This is a genomic window from Pandoraea apista, from assembly GCF_001465595.2.
Classification (GTDB): domain Bacteria; phylum Pseudomonadota; class Gammaproteobacteria; order Burkholderiales; family Burkholderiaceae; genus Pandoraea; species Pandoraea apista.
The window spans coordinates 1,818,843-1,834,960 of record NZ_CP013481.2 but is presented as its reverse complement, the minus strand read 5'-3'; the positions used below and the strand labels follow the sequence as shown (position 1 = coordinate 1,834,960).

General features: G+C 62.8%; 13 protein-coding genes, 1 pseudogene and 1 riboswitch. Of the genes and pseudogenes, 8 read left to right on the top strand and 6 right to left on the bottom strand.

Annotation, left to right across the window (positions count from 1 at the left end):
• Positions 1–93: 93 nt before the first annotated feature.
• Complete coding sequence (locus AT395_RS08500) at positions 94–558, top strand: DUF995 domain-containing protein (RefSeq protein ID WP_042112170.1); 465 nt, start codon at positions 94–96, stop codon at positions 556–558.
• Positions 559–991: 433 nt separating this feature from the next.
• Here the strand turns inward: AT395_RS08500 and AT395_RS08490 are convergent, their stop codons facing one another.
• From AT395_RS08490 to AT395_RS08475, 4 genes and pseudogenes are all read right to left on the bottom strand, one after another.
• Complete coding sequence (locus AT395_RS08490; protein WP_072617503.1) at positions 992–1,132, bottom strand: DUF3563 family protein; 141 nt, start codon at positions 1,130–1,132, stop codon at positions 992–994.
• A gap of 457 nt (positions 1,133–1,589) precedes the next feature.
• Positions 1,590–1,988: pseudogene (gene cueR / locus AT395_RS08485) on the bottom strand (Cu(I)-responsive transcriptional regulator); the annotation flags it as partial.
• A gap of 7 nt (positions 1,989–1,995) precedes the next feature.
• Positions 1,996–2,802, bottom strand: a complete 807-nt coding sequence (locus AT395_RS08480; protein ID WP_082117975.1) for an endonuclease/exonuclease/phosphatase family protein — start codon at positions 2,800–2,802, stop codon at positions 1,996–1,998.
• 174 nt (positions 2,803–2,976) lie between these two features.
• Positions 2,977–5,490, bottom strand: a complete 2,514-nt coding sequence (locus AT395_RS08475) for a heavy metal translocating P-type ATPase (RefSeq protein ID WP_048627579.1) — start codon at positions 5,488–5,490, stop codon at positions 2,977–2,979.
• 272 nt (positions 5,491–5,762) lie between these two features.
• Between AT395_RS08475 and AT395_RS08470 the strand changes: the two genes are divergently transcribed.
• From AT395_RS08470 to AT395_RS08460, 3 genes are all read left to right on the top strand, one after another.
• Positions 5,763–5,963 carry a heavy-metal-associated domain-containing protein gene (locus AT395_RS08470; protein ID WP_048627580.1) on the top strand — a complete coding sequence of 67 codons (201 nt, stop codon included), beginning with the start codon at positions 5,763–5,765 and terminating at the stop codon, positions 5,961–5,963.
• Positions 5,964–6,277: 314 nt separating this feature from the next.
• Positions 6,278–6,457, top strand: a riboswitch (FMN riboswitch).
• 97 nt (positions 6,458–6,554) lie between these two features.
• Positions 6,555–7,286: a 3,4-dihydroxy-2-butanone-4-phosphate synthase gene (ribB, locus tag AT395_RS08465; RefSeq protein ID WP_082164620.1), complete on the top strand. Its 732-nt coding sequence runs from the start codon at positions 6,555–6,557 to the stop codon at positions 7,284–7,286.
• Between the two features lie 159 nt (positions 7,287–7,445).
• Positions 7,446–8,012 carry a PaaI family thioesterase gene (locus AT395_RS08460; RefSeq protein WP_048627581.1) on the top strand — a complete coding sequence of 189 codons (567 nt, stop codon included), beginning with the start codon at positions 7,446–7,448 and terminating at the stop codon, positions 8,010–8,012.
• A 109-nt stretch (positions 8,013–8,121) separates the two neighbouring features.
• Here the strand turns inward: AT395_RS08460 and AT395_RS08455 are convergent, their stop codons facing one another.
• The gene (locus AT395_RS08455; RefSeq protein WP_042112174.1) at positions 8,122–9,909 is read right to left on the bottom strand and encodes a cation:proton antiporter; all 1,788 of its coding nucleotides are present in this window, start codon (positions 9,907–9,909) and stop codon (positions 8,122–8,124) included.
• A gap of 633 nt (positions 9,910–10,542) precedes the next feature.
• Here AT395_RS08455 and AT395_RS08450 point away from each other — a divergent pair.
• From AT395_RS08450 to AT395_RS08440, 3 genes are all read left to right on the top strand, one after another.
• The gene (locus AT395_RS08450; RefSeq protein WP_042117061.1) at positions 10,543–11,196 is read left to right on the top strand and encodes a GntR family transcriptional regulator; all 654 of its coding nucleotides are present in this window, start codon (positions 10,543–10,545) and stop codon (positions 11,194–11,196) included.
• A gap of 2 nt (positions 11,197–11,198) precedes the next feature.
• Entirely contained in the window at positions 11,199–12,584 is a 1,386-nt protein-coding gene (locus tag AT395_RS08445; RefSeq protein ID WP_048627582.1) for an amidase, read from the top strand.
• 240 nt (positions 12,585–12,824) lie between these two features.
• Complete coding sequence (locus tag AT395_RS08440; RefSeq protein ID WP_042112176.1) at positions 12,825–13,337, top strand: disulfide bond formation protein B; 513 nt, start codon at positions 12,825–12,827, stop codon at positions 13,335–13,337.
• A 134-nt stretch (positions 13,338–13,471) separates the two neighbouring features.
• Here the strand turns inward: AT395_RS08440 and AT395_RS08435 are convergent, their stop codons facing one another.
• Entirely contained in the window at positions 13,472–14,434 is a 963-nt protein-coding gene (locus AT395_RS08435) for a LysR substrate-binding domain-containing protein (RefSeq protein ID WP_042112177.1), read from the bottom strand.
• 207 nt (positions 14,435–14,641) lie between these two features.
• Between AT395_RS08435 and xdhA the strand changes: the two genes are divergently transcribed.
• Positions 14,642–16,114 carry a xanthine dehydrogenase small subunit gene (gene xdhA, locus AT395_RS08430; protein ID WP_048627583.1) on the top strand — a complete coding sequence of 491 codons (1,473 nt, stop codon included), beginning with the start codon at positions 14,642–14,644 and terminating at the stop codon, positions 16,112–16,114.
• The last annotated feature ends 4 nt before the right edge of the window (positions 16,115–16,118 follow it).

Below are 16,118 nucleotides of genomic sequence, written 5' to 3'. Positions count from 1 at the left end.
CCGATAGCGACACCGTGCCCCGAGCACGGAACGACAACGTCAGGCGACGCATACGCGCGCCGGACGTGAGTTGAGCTACGTTCAGGAGTCATCATGGTTCCCCGCTTCGCTTCCCCCCTCACCGCCTTCATCGCCGTCGGCCTGCTCGCGCTGTCGTCGCTCGTGTACGCCGACCCGATGCACCTGTCCGACCTCAAGAACGCCAACGGCCAGCAACTCAGCGTTGACGACTTGCGTTCACTGATGCCGGGCGCCCACATCACTAACGTCATCGGCAACGGCAGTACACGAAAATGGGTCAACGAAACCAATGGCTCGCTCAATGCCACGAGCGACAACAAGGGCAATCTCGGATCGGGGGGACGTCTGGTTCAGGTCGCCCACGCGACCGGCACTTGGTCGGTCAACGATAACGGGTCGTACTGTGTGAACCTGGAATGGCGAGCGCTCACCGAGAACTGGTGCCGTTTCATGTTCAAGGTCGGCGACAAGTACTACGGCGTGACTTCGCTTGCCAATGGTGCCGCGATCGCTACCGAATTCACCATCGAGAAGTAGACGATCGACGATCCGCGCCGATGAAAAAACGCCCCGGCCTGCGAACAGATCCGGGGCGCGACGGCCGACTGCATCTTCCGTCGTCGGGGTGCTGATTAGGAAGACGTCTCAGAAATCGTCGCCATGAACAGCAACACCATGCGGCACGCCCGGCGTCGGAGAATGTCAGGGAATGACTCGATGCCAATTTCGCCAGGGGATACATAGGGCGACATCCCATTTCGCGCGTAAACGACAAAGCCCGCCAAAGTGGCGGGCTTGCGCAAACCAATCCTGAGCACAGCGGAGATTGGCATCCGGACTGACGGTTGGGCGCCGTCGCACGTCATCACATCGATGACGGGGATCGCCCGTTGTGACGATCGACTTGCCTGATTGCGCCAGCGACGACCGTTCGTCCGGAGGAACTTCCTACAGACAGCTTACGAACAACTTAGTAACCGGCGGTTTCGAGCGCGCGGATACGTTGTTCCAGCTCAATGATGTCCTTCGACTCAGCCAGGAACGCTTCACGACGACGACGTTCAGCAGTTTCAAACCAAGTGTTTACGACTTCAAACAGGGCGGCAAACATGACGTTTCTCCAATTCATTTAGTGTGCTGCATCGCAGCAGTGCTTCGCATTATATAGGGTTTTCCCGTTAAGGGTTAGCCCCTATATGTGAAAACCACGAAAAATCTGCTAGAGACTTGCTTCGAATGCGATCCATTCCAAATAAATTTCATATAAATCAAATACATAGAGAGTTGTCAGCATGCTGCAACACCCGGCTGCGACGCACTGTCGCAGGCTCACGTCAAAATTCGTAAAGTAAAAAAAAGCGCCGCTGCTGCGGCGCGTCATATGAGATTTAGGCGTCCCCGTTGCCGAGATCCCTCGGACGTTATCCCTGGGGAATTTGGCGAACCGGCTCTTCGCCCTCACCGACCGCGTTGCCTGTCGATGCTGGCGCTTCAACGCCCATGGCACCCGTAGCAGCGGCTTGCTGTGCCGGACTGCCCCCGGAACTCACGGTTTGATTCCTTGCGCCATCGGGAAGCGCCGCAGCAGCGATACCTTCCAATATCGGGCAGTCAGGGCGGTCGTCGCCGTGGCAATGCATGGCGAGATGCGAGAGTGTGTCCCGCATGGCCACTAACTCGCCAATTCGCTGATTGAGCTCGTCGACGTGAGATTGCGCAAGCGCCTTCACTTGCGCGCTGGAACGGCCACGATCCTGCCACAGCGCCAGCAATTGCCGAATCTGGTCGATCCCGAAACCCAAGCGTCTCGACTGACGAATGAAGCGAAGCAGATGAAGATCCTGCTCGCCATATCGCCGGTAACCTGCCTCGGAGCGAGGGCTCGGAGGCATCAGGCCGATACTCTCGTAGTACCGGATCATTTTGGCCGTCACGCCACTGGCCTGTGCCGCTTGTCCGATGTTCATGACTACCTCACTGGGGGGAACGAGGGTTGAACGACGGGGTGGAAGAACCGTTCATCGACTTGTCGTCGTCCGACAGCACAAGGTGGGCGCTGATCGGCGCGTGATCCGAAATCCGTGACCAGGGACGCCCATGCAACACCTGTGCCCCTTCGATATGAAAGCCGCGCGCGTAAATGCGGTCAAGTCGTAAAAGCGGCAATCCGCTTGGAAAACTACGGGCAGGACGTCCCACACTGCTCTGAAACACCTCGGTCAGCGCCAGTTTTTCCGCCAGCAGCCGATCTGCCTGATTGCTCCAGTCGTTAAAATCACCCGCGATGATCAATGGCGCCTCTGCGGGAATCGCCTCCGCAACGCGCTCCGTCAACATCTCGAACTGACGGCGACGGCCTTGCCCTGCCAACGATAAATGCACACACAGACAATGCAGCGGCTGTGCGAGGCCCGGCACGGCAATTTCGCAATGGAGCATGCCGCGCTTCTCGAAACTATAGGTCGTGATGTCGTGGTTGTCCGATCTGACGATTGGATAACGACTCAAAATCGCGTTACCGTGGTGCCCGTGCTCATAAACGACATTGCGTCCATAAGCATGATCGTGCCACATGCCCTGCGCCAGAAACTCGTGCTGTGGCTGTATCGGCCAGTTGCGGTGACGCATCGCATGCCGTTGATGCATGCCCTGCACTTCCTGAAGGAAGACGAGATCCGGCGCGAGTCCCTCCAACCCTGCACGCAACTCGTGAACACGCAATCGGTTGAAAACGGAAAAGCCCTTATGGATGTTGTAACTCGCGATATGCAGACTATTCATATTCGGCAGCATTGACTCCACGCCAAAAGACAGACGATATCACCCAGATGATGCCGCTTTCGGCGATTTTCAAGCCAGATGGAAATCAGGCGACATACCGGCCAAACCCTGCCCGTATGTCACCCCTGATCGTTTCATTATGCGCCGTTCACCTTGTGTCGGGGCAAACCTCCCTCAGACACCGACGCGACGAGCCCCGTCTATAGCATCGACAGCCCCCGCATTGACCTCTTTTGCCGCCGCCGGACGCCACCGGCGCAGCAGCAACGCATTGCTCACCACACTGACACTGCTGAGCGCCATTGCCGCCCCCGCAATCACCGGGCTCAACAGCCCGAAGCCCGCCAGCGGAATCCCGATCACGTTGTAAGCGAACGCCCAGAACAGGTTCTGACGAATCTTCGACCAGGTGCGGCGGGAAACATCGATGGCGTCGGCAACGCGTAGCGGGTCGCCACGCATCAGCGTAATGCCTGCGGTTTGCATAGCGACGTCGGTGCCAGACCCCATTGCGATGCCGACGTCGGCCGCGGCAAGCGCAGGAGCATCGTTGATGCCATCACCCACCATGGCTACGACCGCGCCATTGCGCTTGAGTTGCGCAATCACCTCCGCCTTGTGCTCCGGCAACACGTTTGCGTGAATTTCGTCGAGCCCCAACGCATCGGCGACAGCCTTGGCGCTGCCAGCGTTATCCCCCGTGACCATTACGCAGCGCACCCCGAGGGCATGCAATCGTTCGATGGCCGGGCGCGCTGTGACTTTGAGCGCGTCACCGAACGCCAACAACCCGAGCAAGCGCACCGCACCCCTATCCGTGCCCGCGCCCTCTTCTCCGGTCTCTACCAGCCACGAGACAGTACGCCCCTCCGCCGCCAACCGCTCGGCGTCCTCGGCCAATGCCCCCTGCGAGACACCCAGTTCGTCGAGCAAACGGGCATTGCCCAACTGCAATCGATGGATACCGGCCATCTCACCGGTTTCCTCGACACATGCCCGCATCCCTCTGCCGGGCAACGCAGCAATGTCGGAGGCCGCCGGAATTGTCCTCCCCAGCCCGGCCTCCTCCGCTGCCACCGTCACCGCCTTGGCCAGCGGATGCGAACTGCCGGACTGCACCGCAGCAGCCCAACGTAATAACGTCTCGGCGTGCGTTCCTTGCGCGGGCAGATGGGCCACCAGACTTGGCTTGCCTTCCGTCAGCGTTCCCGTCTTGTCGAAAGCGACAACGTTTATACGGTGTGCCAGTTCGAGCGCCTCGGCATCCTTGATGAGGATGCCCTGCCGAGCCGCCGCCCCCGTGCCCACCATGATTGCGGCGGGCGTCGCCAGTCCCAGCGCACACGGGCAGGCTATGACCAGCACCGCCACCGCGTTAAGCAGCGCCGCCTCAAGGCCAATTCCCAGCGCCCAGCCGACGATGACCGTCGCGATCGCAATGAGCACCACCACCGGCACGAAGATTGCCGCCACTCGGTCAACCGCACGTTGGATCGGCGCCTTGCCAGCCTGCGCGTCTTCGACCATGCGGATGATCCGGGCCAGCGCCGTATCGGCACCCACGGCCGTCGTCTCTACCCGTAACGTTCCCGCCCCGTTGATCGAGCCGCCAACGACCTTGTCACCGGCCGTTTTGTCGACGGGCAGCGGTTCACCGGTCAGCAACGATTCGTCGAGCTGGCTTGCGCCATCGCGAATCTCACCATCGACCGGCACACGCTCACCGGCACGCACCACGACCCAATCGCCGACTTTCACCTGGCTCAACGGCACCGTGAGCTCGTTCGCCGCACCCTGCGGGTCGCGCAGCACGCGTGCCGTTTCGGGCCGCAGCGCCGCAAGCGCTCGAATCGCTTCCACAGTACGACGCTTTGCCCGTGCTTCGAGCCACTTGCCGAGCAGCACAAGCGTGATAACGACAGCTGCCGCTTCGAAATACAGATGCGGCATGCCGCCAGCCGGCGCACGCCACCACTCATACAAACTCAGACCGTAGGCCGCAGACGTGCCAAGGGCCACGAGTAAATCCATATTGCCGCTACCCGCACGCACCGCCTTGTAACCCGCCCGATAAAATCGGGCACCGAGCCAGAACTGCACCGGTGTCGCGAGCAGCCACTGCACCCACGGCGGCGGCATCAGGTGAATGCCGAACGGTTCGAGCAACATCGGCAACAGCAGCGGGAAGGACAACACTGCTGCCACGGCCACCGGCCACCACGCCGGGCCTTCCCGCAATGTCGCGGCCTGTGCGGGGCCCGTCACAGGCGACGCTTCGTACCCCGCTTTCTCAACGGCAGCCATCAATGCCGCCACGTCGACAGCGCCACGCACGCCGCGCACGGCAGCGCGCTCCGTCGCCAGATTGACATTAGCTTCGACGACGCCCGGCACGTTCCTGAGCGCTTTTTCCACCCGCCCCGCACACGACGCACAGGTCATTCCGCCAATCGCCAACTCAAACGGCTGCTCCGCAACCTGATACCCCGCGTCGCTTACGGCTGTCTCGACCGCACCGAACAATGCCGACGGTGTCACATCAGGTGCCGCTTCCACGGCCGCCGTTTCGGTCGCGAGATTCACGCTGGCGCTGGCGACGCCCGGCGCACGCCGCAACGCCTTCTCAACCCGCGTCACACATGAAGCACAGGTCATGCCTTCAATACCGACCGACCAGTTCTGAGTCATTTCTGGATCTCCAGGAGGCGTATCATCATGCGTCACAGCATAGACCTTGCCATGACAGGAAGGTCAAGCGACTCGCGCCAATATGTCGCAATCCGCACCGAGACAACCTCGCGATGTCTCACGATAACGCGCCCGGAATCGCTCGGGTTTGGGTCACGTCTCGTCGGCCAGCCGAATCCTCTGAAAAATGTGCTTGAGCTTCCCTCCATAGGAAGGTCTATGATCGGCTCATCAGATCAGTGCCACCGAAATCTCTTTTCAAGGAGTTCACCATGCAAGTGCAAGTCGAAGGTATGAGCTGCGGCCATTGCGTCAAAGCCGTCACCCGGGCAATCACCGAGCGCGACGCGGCTGCCAAAGTCAACGTGGATCTGAGTGCCGGTCGCGTCGACGTCGAAAGCCGTCTCTCGCCGATCGAAGTCAGCGCAGCCATCACCGACGCCGGGTACACGGTCAAGGGCACTCCGGCCTGAACGTCCTCCACCCCGTCACGCTGCATGCCGGATGTCACGCGTCTCCCACGACCGTGGCATCTGTCGTTCCCAAACAGCCGTGGCTTCCGGCGTTGCATTCTTGTGCGAATCCGCCCCCTTCTCGCATCCCTTCTTCCACCCACTTCTTCCCCCCCCTTTCCGCCCGCGTGTCGCGCCGCTTTCCTCGTCCTCAATCCCACGCGCGCCGCGCAGTCTTCCCTGCAGACCCGCGACACCTTGTGCTACGCTCTCTCTCGCCGAATACGCAAGGACGCCACCCGATAAGTCACTTCGCAGCGCCAAGCGTGCGGCATACACGTCTTCAGGGCGGGGTGAAAGTCCCCACCGGCGGTATGTGACACCACGCAGCGCAAGCTGCTTGCGTCACGAGCCCGCGAGCGCCTGCCACCGTTGCTTTCGCGACATCGGCAGGGTCAGCAGATCTGGTGCGAAGCCAGAGCCGACGGTCATAGTCCGGATGAGAGAAGATGCGTCGATACCCGCGTGCCATGGGACACCGTTCCATGGCGACGTCCGTTCGCATGCCCCGAAAACGTTTTTCGCCCGATTGACTTACGCGAGGAGCGTTTCATGTCCGTTATCACCCGCACGACCCAAGCAGCACCGCAAGACATCGCATCGGCCAATAGGGCCAGCGCGACCGACGATCTGCACGCCTACCCGGCCTTTACGAACCTGCCGCCGGTCGAAGTCCGTCTGGCAGCCTCGCTTCAGGCCATGCGCGAAGGCCGCCCGGTCATTCTGATGGACGATCTCGACCGCGAGAACGAAGCCGACCTGATCGTTGCCGCCGAGAAAATCACCCCGGCCACCATGGCCATGTTGATCCGTGAGTGCAGCGGCATCGTCTGTCTGTGTCTGCCCGATGAGACCCTGCGCCGTCTCGATCTGCCGCCGATGGTCGAGCAGAATCAAAGCCGCTACGGCACCGCATTCACCGTGACTATCGAAGCGCGTCAAGGCGTGAGCACCGGTGTTTCGGCCGCCGACCGGGTGACCACGATCCGTGCCGCAATCGCCGACGACGCTCAACCCTCCGACCTGTCTCGCCCGGGCCACGTCTTCCCGCTGCGTGCGCAGCCGGGCGGTGTGCTCACCCGCCGCGGCCATACGGAGGGCTCGGTCGATCTCGCAATTCTCGCCGGCCTGAAGCCCGCCGCCGTATTGTGCGAATTGATGAACCCGGACGGTACGATGACCCGTGGTGCAGACATCGAACGCTTCGCCGAACAACACGGCCTGCCGATCCTGACCATCGACGAGTTGGCGAATTACCGTCTTCACCACGCGCAGGCGGCCTGAGCGGGCCAAGAGGGAAGCGGGTGGCGGGCGAGAGAACCTGCCGTTGCTACCCGCCGCCTCGCCTCGACACTTCCCTCTAACGCGAAATGCCCCGGCGCACGCGTCGACTTCTATAATCTGGCACATCGCTAGCATGATAAAAGTCACGAGGAAGACACCATGAGTATTCAACCGGCTGCCGCTACCGTACTGGCGCAATGGGAAGCTGACGAAGCCGCTGTGCGAGAACGACTCGCCCGCAATGGTCCGTTACGCTACGGCGTTGCAACACCCTCCGACGTGATCGGTCTGAGCGGCCTGGAGATCTTTCAGGCGATGTTCGACGGCAAGCTGCCCATGCCGCCGATCAGTGAAACGCTCGGCTTCCTGGCGATCGAAATCGCGAACGGCCGCGCCGTCTTTCAGGGCAGGCCTGCATTGCCGTATTACAACCCGCTCGGTTCCATCCACGGGGGTTGGTACGCCACCCTGCTGGACTCTGCCGTTGCCTGCGCCATTCATTCGACCTTGCCCGTCGGGCGTAGCTACACCACGCTCGAACTCAAGACCAACATGGTCCGCGCCCTCACGCGCGACGTTCCCTGCGTGCGCGCCGAAGGCAACGTCATTCAGGTGGGGCGTCAGGTCGGCATCGCCGAAGGCCGCATCGTGGGCCCCGACGGCACGCTCTACGCACACGCCACGACCACCTGCCTGATCTTCGACCTCCCGACACGCAAAGCGTAAGCAAGCCCGCTGCCGTCAAATGGAAAAAGCCCACCGGAGGAAACCCGGCGGGCTTTTCGTTAGGCTTGCCTCGCACCCTGCCCGTTGTCGCGGCGGGTGCTCGCGTGGATCAATGCGAAGGCGGACCGTTGCCGTGCTGCTCGCCATCCGGTTGGTGTTCGAGCGTCTCCTTCAGGGCGATCTGGAGCTTGGCGTGCATGCGCACGAACCAGCTCCGCATTACGATAGCCAGCACCACGGTGCCCGAAACGATCAGCGCGATCATTTCTGTCGACGGCAAAATACTCGCTGACAAAGCCGCCACCAGCAGAATCACTCCGACCATCGCGGCAATCGGCAGAATCTCGGCCACTACGCGGCGCACCTGAAGCGTGTACCGGCCCGTCAGGCTCGGCGGCACCGACAACTCCACGAGCAGCAGCGAGAGCGACTTGAGCTTGCGGTACACCGCAATCAGGAACGGCAACGACAGCACCAGTGCGCCCCCCCAGACCACGGCGCTTTGCAGGCTCGGGTCGCCCACCCACGGCGACATCAGATCGGCCAGCCGCCGGTAGAAAAACGCGCCGCCAAGGAAGATCGTGACGACCAGCGCCAGATTGATCGCAACGCTCACCACGATGCGTCGCACGATGGTGACGAGCGCCGCGCTGTCGCCCGTCAGTTGAATGCTTTGCAGCCACTGCGTGTACTGCCCGAGCACATAGGACAGACGCCCCGGCATTGCACGGCCGAGCCACCCGGTCACCGGATCGGCGCTCTTGATCAGATACGGCGTGAGCAGCGTTGTGATGACCGACACGGCCACGGCAATCGGATAGAGAAAGTCGCTTGTCACCTTGAGCGAGAGCCCGAGCGACGCAATGATGAACGAGAACTCGCCGATCTGCGACAGCCCCATGCCCACGCGCATCGATGTACGCCCGTCTTGCCCCGAGAGATACGCGCCCAGGCCGCACGACACAATCTTGCCGATCACGACCGCCAGGGTAATAACCAGAATCGGCCAAACGTAGGTCACGAGGACATGCGGGTCAAGCAGCAGACCGATGGTGACGAAGAACACGGCGCTGAACATGTCGCGCAGCGGGGCTACCAGCCGTTCGATCGTGTGCAACTCCCGCGCTTCGGCCATGATGGCGCCGATCAGGAACGCGCCAAGCGCCACGCTGTAACCCATCTGAATGACCAGCAGACAGAAGCCGAAGCACAGGCCCAGCACGACGATCAGCAACATCTCGTCGCTCTTGAACTTCGCCACGTAGCCGAGAATGCGCGGCACGAGCAGAATGCCCACCACGAGCGACACCACCATGAACAGCAGCAGCTTGCCCAGCGTGAAGGTGGCCTCACCGGCATCGACCGAACCGCTGATGGCAATGCCCGAGAGCAGCGCGATCATGCCGATGGCCAGCACATCTTCAACGATAAGTACGCCGAAAATGAGCTGAGCGAAGCGCTCGCGCTTCATGCCCAGTTCGTCGAGCGCCTTCACGATAATGGTGGTCGACGAGACAGCGAGCATGGCGCCGAGGAAGATCGAATCCATCGCCTTCCAGCCGAAGAAGCGGCCGATCTCGTAGCCCAGCCAAAGCATCAGCACGATCTCGGTGATCGCTGCCACGAATGCCGTCACGCCCACTCGCGCGAGCTTGCGCAAGCTGAATTCCAACCCCAGCGAAAACATCAGGAACACCACGCCGAGTTCGGCCAGAATGCCGATGGTCTTCTCGTCGTGTATCAATGCGAACGGCGGTGTGTACGGGCCGATGATCACCCCCGCCACGATATAGCCGAGTACGACCGGCTGCCGGAACCGGTTGAAGATGACCGTCACAATGCCCGCCAGCAGCATGATGACGGCCAGATCCTGAATGAAGTCGATGGCGTGATGCATCCGATACGTTCTCCCCGCGGCGTGTTACGCCGATATTGCTGTTCTTGACTCCACGCCGGTCACACGCCGCGCCCCTCGCGGGCCGCAGCGATATCACAAGACGTGATGCTTGATAAAGGTGGGAAGCCGGCCGCGTGCTGCCGGCTTGGTAGACGTTGCGTTGGTTCGCCCGGTCGCCATGGCGGACCGGTTGCCGGGACCTGGCTTGCGCGTCCCGGTAGGGTCTCCGGCACACTGGCCAGATCGGCAAAACCACACGAACTCCCGGCCAGAAACTGGCGCCGAACCAATATACGCGATGGGCGAACACGCGCGCAACCCAAGATTGACGGGGCATTTCATAAAAAATTCCCGTTTTTCGCCCCTTCCCATGAAATTTTTCTTCTTGCTTTTTGTCGCATCGACGTGTGAAATATCACACAAATATCAATCGAATTTCACGTAGATGACGGAGCGGGCATCGATATCCGTCCTTTGGCGCGAATGGTGACGGCATCGACGCATACGTCGCTGAGCCGATCCCCCCCAGCCCTCGCGGACGAATACCGCTCAACCGAAGCCCACCTGACGATGCACAACGCCATGCCCTTCGAACCGGATCATGCTGCAACGACCGCAAACGTCGCCACCGTCATGGATTCACCCGCCGCCACCGACAACCGAAGCCTCACGGAGCGTGCTTACGACGCCATCAAGCACGACATCATCACGCTACGTTTGCGCCCCGGCGAACCCCTCAACGAAGCCCAGTTGATGCAGTCGACAGGACTGGGACGCACGCCCGTGCATCAGGCCATGCATCGGCTCGCACTGGAAGGGTTACTGGTCATTCTGCCGCGCAAAGGTGCGATGGTCGCGCCTGTCTCGCTCAACGACGCCCTCGAGATCATCGACGTGCGCATGATCAACGAGACGTACTGCGTGGCGCTGGCGGCACGCGCCGCCACACCGGACGACCTCGCCGCCATCGAGGCGGTGCTGGCGCGCTCGCGCGATGCGATTGCCACGCAGGACGTGGCGGCCATGATGCGCATCGACCGCGACTTCCATCTGGCGATCTCGCACGCCTCGCGCAATCAAACGCTCGCGGAGCTGTTGCGCGGGTTGCACGAACGCTCGCTGCGCTTCTGGTTTCTTGCGCTGTCCACGCCAAGTCATCTGGAAGATGTCTACGAGGAGCATCTCGAGTTGTTCGAAGCGCTCGTTGCGCACGACGCCGAGCGCGCCCGCCGCGCGATTACCCGGCATATCGAAGAATTCCGCACTCACATTCTGAAAGCGATCTGATCATGAGCACCGACGCCATCGACCTGCAACGCCCCTTGTCCGAACTCGCCGCCGCGCTCGACGCCGCTCGCACCACCAGCCGCGCGCTGACCGAGCAGGCGCTCGCCCGCATCGCCGATCCCGCCGGGCAAGGCAGCGTCGTTTTCACACACGTCGACGCCCAGGCCGCCCGTCACGCCGCCGACGGCATCGACGCCCTGCGACGCGCCGGTGTCCGCCTGTCGCCGCTGATGGGCATTCCTGTGTCGGTGAAAGATCTGTTCGACGTTGCCGGACAGGTCACGCGTGCGGGGTCCAAAGTCCTCTCCGGCGCCGCCCCGGCCCAGCGCGACGCGCTTGCCGTGGCGCGGCTGCGTCAGGCGGGCGCGGTGATTATCGGTCGCACCAACATGACCGAATTCGCGTTCTCGGGCCTGGGTCTGAATCCCCACTACGGCACGCCGCGCTCACCGTGGCAACGCGAAGCCGGTCATATTGCCGGCGGTTCGTCGTCGGGGGCCGCCGCGTCGGTGGCCGACGGCATGGCCGCCGTCGGACTCGGCACCGACACCGGCGGCTCGATCCGCATTCCCTCGGCCTTCTGCGGCCTGACGGGATTCAAGCCAACGGCCGCCCGCACGCCACGCGACGGCGCGCTGCCGCTCTCGACGTCGCTGGACTCGGTCGGCCCCATCGGTCGCTCGGTCGACTGTTGCGCGCGGGTCGACGCCATCCTGAGCGGCCATAGCGTTGACGAAACGCCCGCCGAACCGCGTGCCATTCGTGGCATGCGGTTCGGCATCTTGACGAATTTCGTGCTGGACGGTGCGGAACCTGCCGCCATTGCGATTTACGAGCGCGCTCTCGCTGCACTCGCCAAGGCTGGCGCCACGCTCGTGGAGTTCAGTTTCACCCCGTTCGACGGCCTGCCCGCGATGAACCGCTTCGGCTTCTCGCCTATCGAGGCTTATGCGTGGCATCGCAAGCTGATCGCCGGGCATGCACAGGATTACGACCCGCGCGTGCTGGTGCGCATTCGCAAGGGCGAACCGGCCAGCGCCGCCGATTACATCGACCTGCTGAATGCCCGCGCCAACCTCATCGCTGCGGCAAATCCCGTCTGGCAGAGCTTCGACGCCGTGCTGTGCCCGACCGTGCCGCTCACGCCGCCGGCCATTGCACCGCTCGAAGCGAGCGACGACACCTTCACGGCAACGAATGCGCTGGTGCTGCGCAACCCTACCGCCATCAACATGATCGACGGCTGCGCGTTTTCCTTGCCTTGTCAGGCCAAGGGGGAAGCCCCTATCGGACTGATGGCGAGCGGCGCAGCCGGCAGCGACGCCCGCCTGTTCCCGGTTGCCCGTGCCATCGAACACGCCCTGCGCTCGGCGGGTCTGGGCGGTTGATGCCGCACGCTTCGGCATAGACCAGAACAGCGCGGGTGGCGGCGTCGCCCGCGAGTCGTTGGGCAATGACCGTGCGCCCCGTCGCACGCCGGTGCAAGCGTCTGATTTTCGAGCAAAAAGTTCCGCAATTTTTCGGCTCACGCACGAATCGGGCTGGGGTTACAATCCCAGCCCAAGTGCCTGCCACCCTGCGTCATGCGGGTTTTGCGGGATTCGTGATGGCTCACCGCCCGAAGTGAAATGAACACTCAAATCGACCCGGCCCTGCGCCGCGAACGCCGGCTGTACCTCCTGCTCACCGTCGTCTGTCTCGCCTTGCTGGGCGGGGCACTGTACTTCCAGTACGTGCGCCACGAAGACCCGTGTCCGCTCTGCATTCTCACGCGTTATGCGCTGGTGCTGATCGCAATCTTCGGTCTGATCGGTGCGCTCGCGCGCGGCTGGGCAGGTATTCAGTTCGCACGTGTGCTCGCCGCGCTATCGGCCATTGGGGGCATGGCGGCGTCGGGCTATCTGGTGTACGTGCAAGCGAATCCGTTGGTGAGCTGCGGATATGACGTGGTAGAAGCGTTTGTCGATGCTTTGCCGACGTCGCGCATGTTTCCGCAGGTGTTTCAGGTGCAGGGAATGTGCCAGACGATGTACCCGCCGATTCTCGGCCTCACGCTCCCGATGTGGTCGCTCGCCGCGTTTGTCGTGATTTTCCTGGCGCTGGCGTTGCACCGTCCTCGCCGCGCGATTTCGTTGCGCTAAGGGATCGTCGGGCGCACCCCGCGCTCCCTGTCTGACCGGCCGTCTGCCTTCGGGTGGCGGCCGCGCCCTCCGCGGGCTTCACACCGTCCGCCCCCTCCGCCTCTGCCCGCCGCCTTCCGTTCGTCCGCCGACCGTCAGGGCCGCGCCACGACCGGCACTTCCGCACCGCCGCTCACGGCATCCAGTTCCGTCGCCACCTCGGCCACTCGCCGGCGCAGCCAGGTCACCTCCGGCGCGGCATGCGTGCGCTCGTGCCATAGCTGATAAAAGCGCATGGGCGGAAAGGCGAATGGCGACGGCAAGACACGAATCGGCAGGTACCGCGCGTAGTGCTGTGCAAACTGCCGTCCCGTCGTAAAGACCAGATCGGTACGCATGAGCACGTAGGGCACGAGCCCGAAATACGGCATCGTCATCTGAATATTGCGACGCAAGCCCTGCTCCGCCAGACATCCGTCGATGAAACTCTGACGCTCCGCCACGTAAGGCGTAGGCGCCAGATGCGGCAATTCCAGATAATGCTTAAGCGAGATGCCCTTGTTCGCGAGCGGATGCTGCGCGCCAAGCATGCAAACCACTTCGTCGTCGAACAACCGCGACATGTGTAATTGCGGCGGCGGCTCGAGCCAGTTGCCGATCACCACGTCGAGCGAGCCGTTCTCCAGCGCGCCGGCATAGTCGAAGCCGGCATTGATCGGCTGGACGTGCAGGCGCGCCGAGGGCGCGTCGCGGCGCAGCACTTCGGCGATATTGGGCAGGAAAACGGCGTCGAGATAGTCGGGCGCCCCGAGCCGGAACGCCCGGGTCGTGGTCTGCGGCGCGAATTCGGTGGTGGGATGGGTAATGCGCTCGATGGCGGCGAGCGCATCGGTGGCGTAGCCCAGCAGTTCCCGGCCGCGCTCGGTGGCCACCATGCCGCTCTTGCCGCGCACCAGAATGGCGTCTCCGGTGATCTCGCGCAGACGGCGCAACGAGTTGCTGATGGCGGGCTGCGACTGGCCGAGCTTGAGCGCCGCGCGCGAAACGCTTTGTTCGGTGAGCAGCGTATGAAGTACCCGCAGCAGGTAGGCGTCGATCTGTTCGCGGGGTCTTTGCATGAGTTGGGGCGCTCTTGGGGCTTGTTGAACGCCGGATGACGGCGGGTTGAGCCATAGTTTATGACAATGCCGGGTCATCGGGGCGACCGAATAGGCATCATCATGGCCTCGAAATATTTACCTCCCCTGCCGGTGCTATCTTCGGCTCATCCCCACGCCGGCGCAGATCCGGCGCTTCTGCAATCCCACTGCACTACACTGAGAACCATGGAGACACAAGCCATCCGCTTCTATTACCGCGGCAAGGTGCACGAGGTCACTGGCGAGGCCACGACCCGCACCGTGCTTCAGTACACGCGCGAAGACCTGCACTGCACCGGCACCAAGGAAGGGTGCGCGGAGGGCGATTGCGGTGCCTGTACGGTCGTGATCGGCGAGTTGGCCGACGATGGCAACGTGGCGCTGCGGGCGGTCAACGCCTGCATCCAGTTTCTGCCCACGCTCGACGGCAAAGCCCTCTTTACGGTGGAAGACCTGCGCGCTCAGGACGGCACCCTGCATCCGGTGCAACAGGCGCTCGTGGATTGTCACGCATCGCAGTGCGGCTTCTGCACGCCGGGCTTCGTAATGTCGCTCTGGGCCATGTATCTGAATCGTCCGGCCGGGGCCGGCTGCCCGAGCCGTCGCGAGATCGACGACGTGCTCTCCGGCAACCTGTGCCGGTGCACCGGCTATCGGCCCATCGTCGACGCCGCCCAGAAGATGTTCGCGCTGCCGCGTCAGGAATTCGACCGCGCAGCGCTCGCGAAGCAGCTTCAGGCGTTGCAACGCGGCGACACGCTGTCGTACGAGCACGACGGTCATGTCTTCCACGCACCGCGCACCTTGGCCGAGATGGGCCGCCTGCGCGCCGCCTACCCCGACGCACGCATCCTGGCAGGCAGCACCGACGTCGGCCTGTGGGTCACCAAACAATTCCGCGAGCTCAAGCACCTGATCTATCTCGGACAAGTGGCGGAACTGCGCGAGATATCCGAAGGTCCGAACGGCATCTATATCGGTGCGGGCGCTTTGCTCAACGACGCGTTCGATGCGCTTGTCAAACACTATCCCGACCTGGCCGAACTGCGTCAGCGCTTCGCGTCGTTCCCGATCCGCAACGCCGGCACGCTGGGCGGCAACGTCGCGAACGGCTCACCCATTGGCGATTCGATGCCGGGGCTGATCGTGCTCGGCACTCGCATCGTGCTGCATCGCGAAGGCGTGGTGCGCGAGATGCCGCTTGAGGACTTCTATCTGGCATATCAGAAGAACGCGCTCCAACCCGGCGAATTCGTGCAGGGAATCCGCGTGCCGCTCCCGGGCGCAGCGCAACGCTTCCGCACGTACAAGCTTGCCAAACGCTTCGATCAGGACATCTCTGCGGTGTGCGCTGCGTTCGCGATCGAACTCGACGGCGATACCGTGCGCTCGGCGCGCGTGGCGTTCGGCGGCATGGCTGCCACGCCCAAGCGGGGCAGCGCCATCGAAGCCGCCCTCACCGGCCAACCGTGGACCGAAGCGACCGTGCGCACCGCCATGGCAGCGATGCCCGCCGACTACCAGCCACTCTCGGACATGCGCGCGACCAGCGCCTACCGGCTCGCCGGCGCGCAGAATCTGCTGTATCGTTTTTTCCTGGAGACGCGCACCGATGCGCCGCTTGCGGCACACGAAGTCAACGCGTTCGCCAACGTCTAACCGG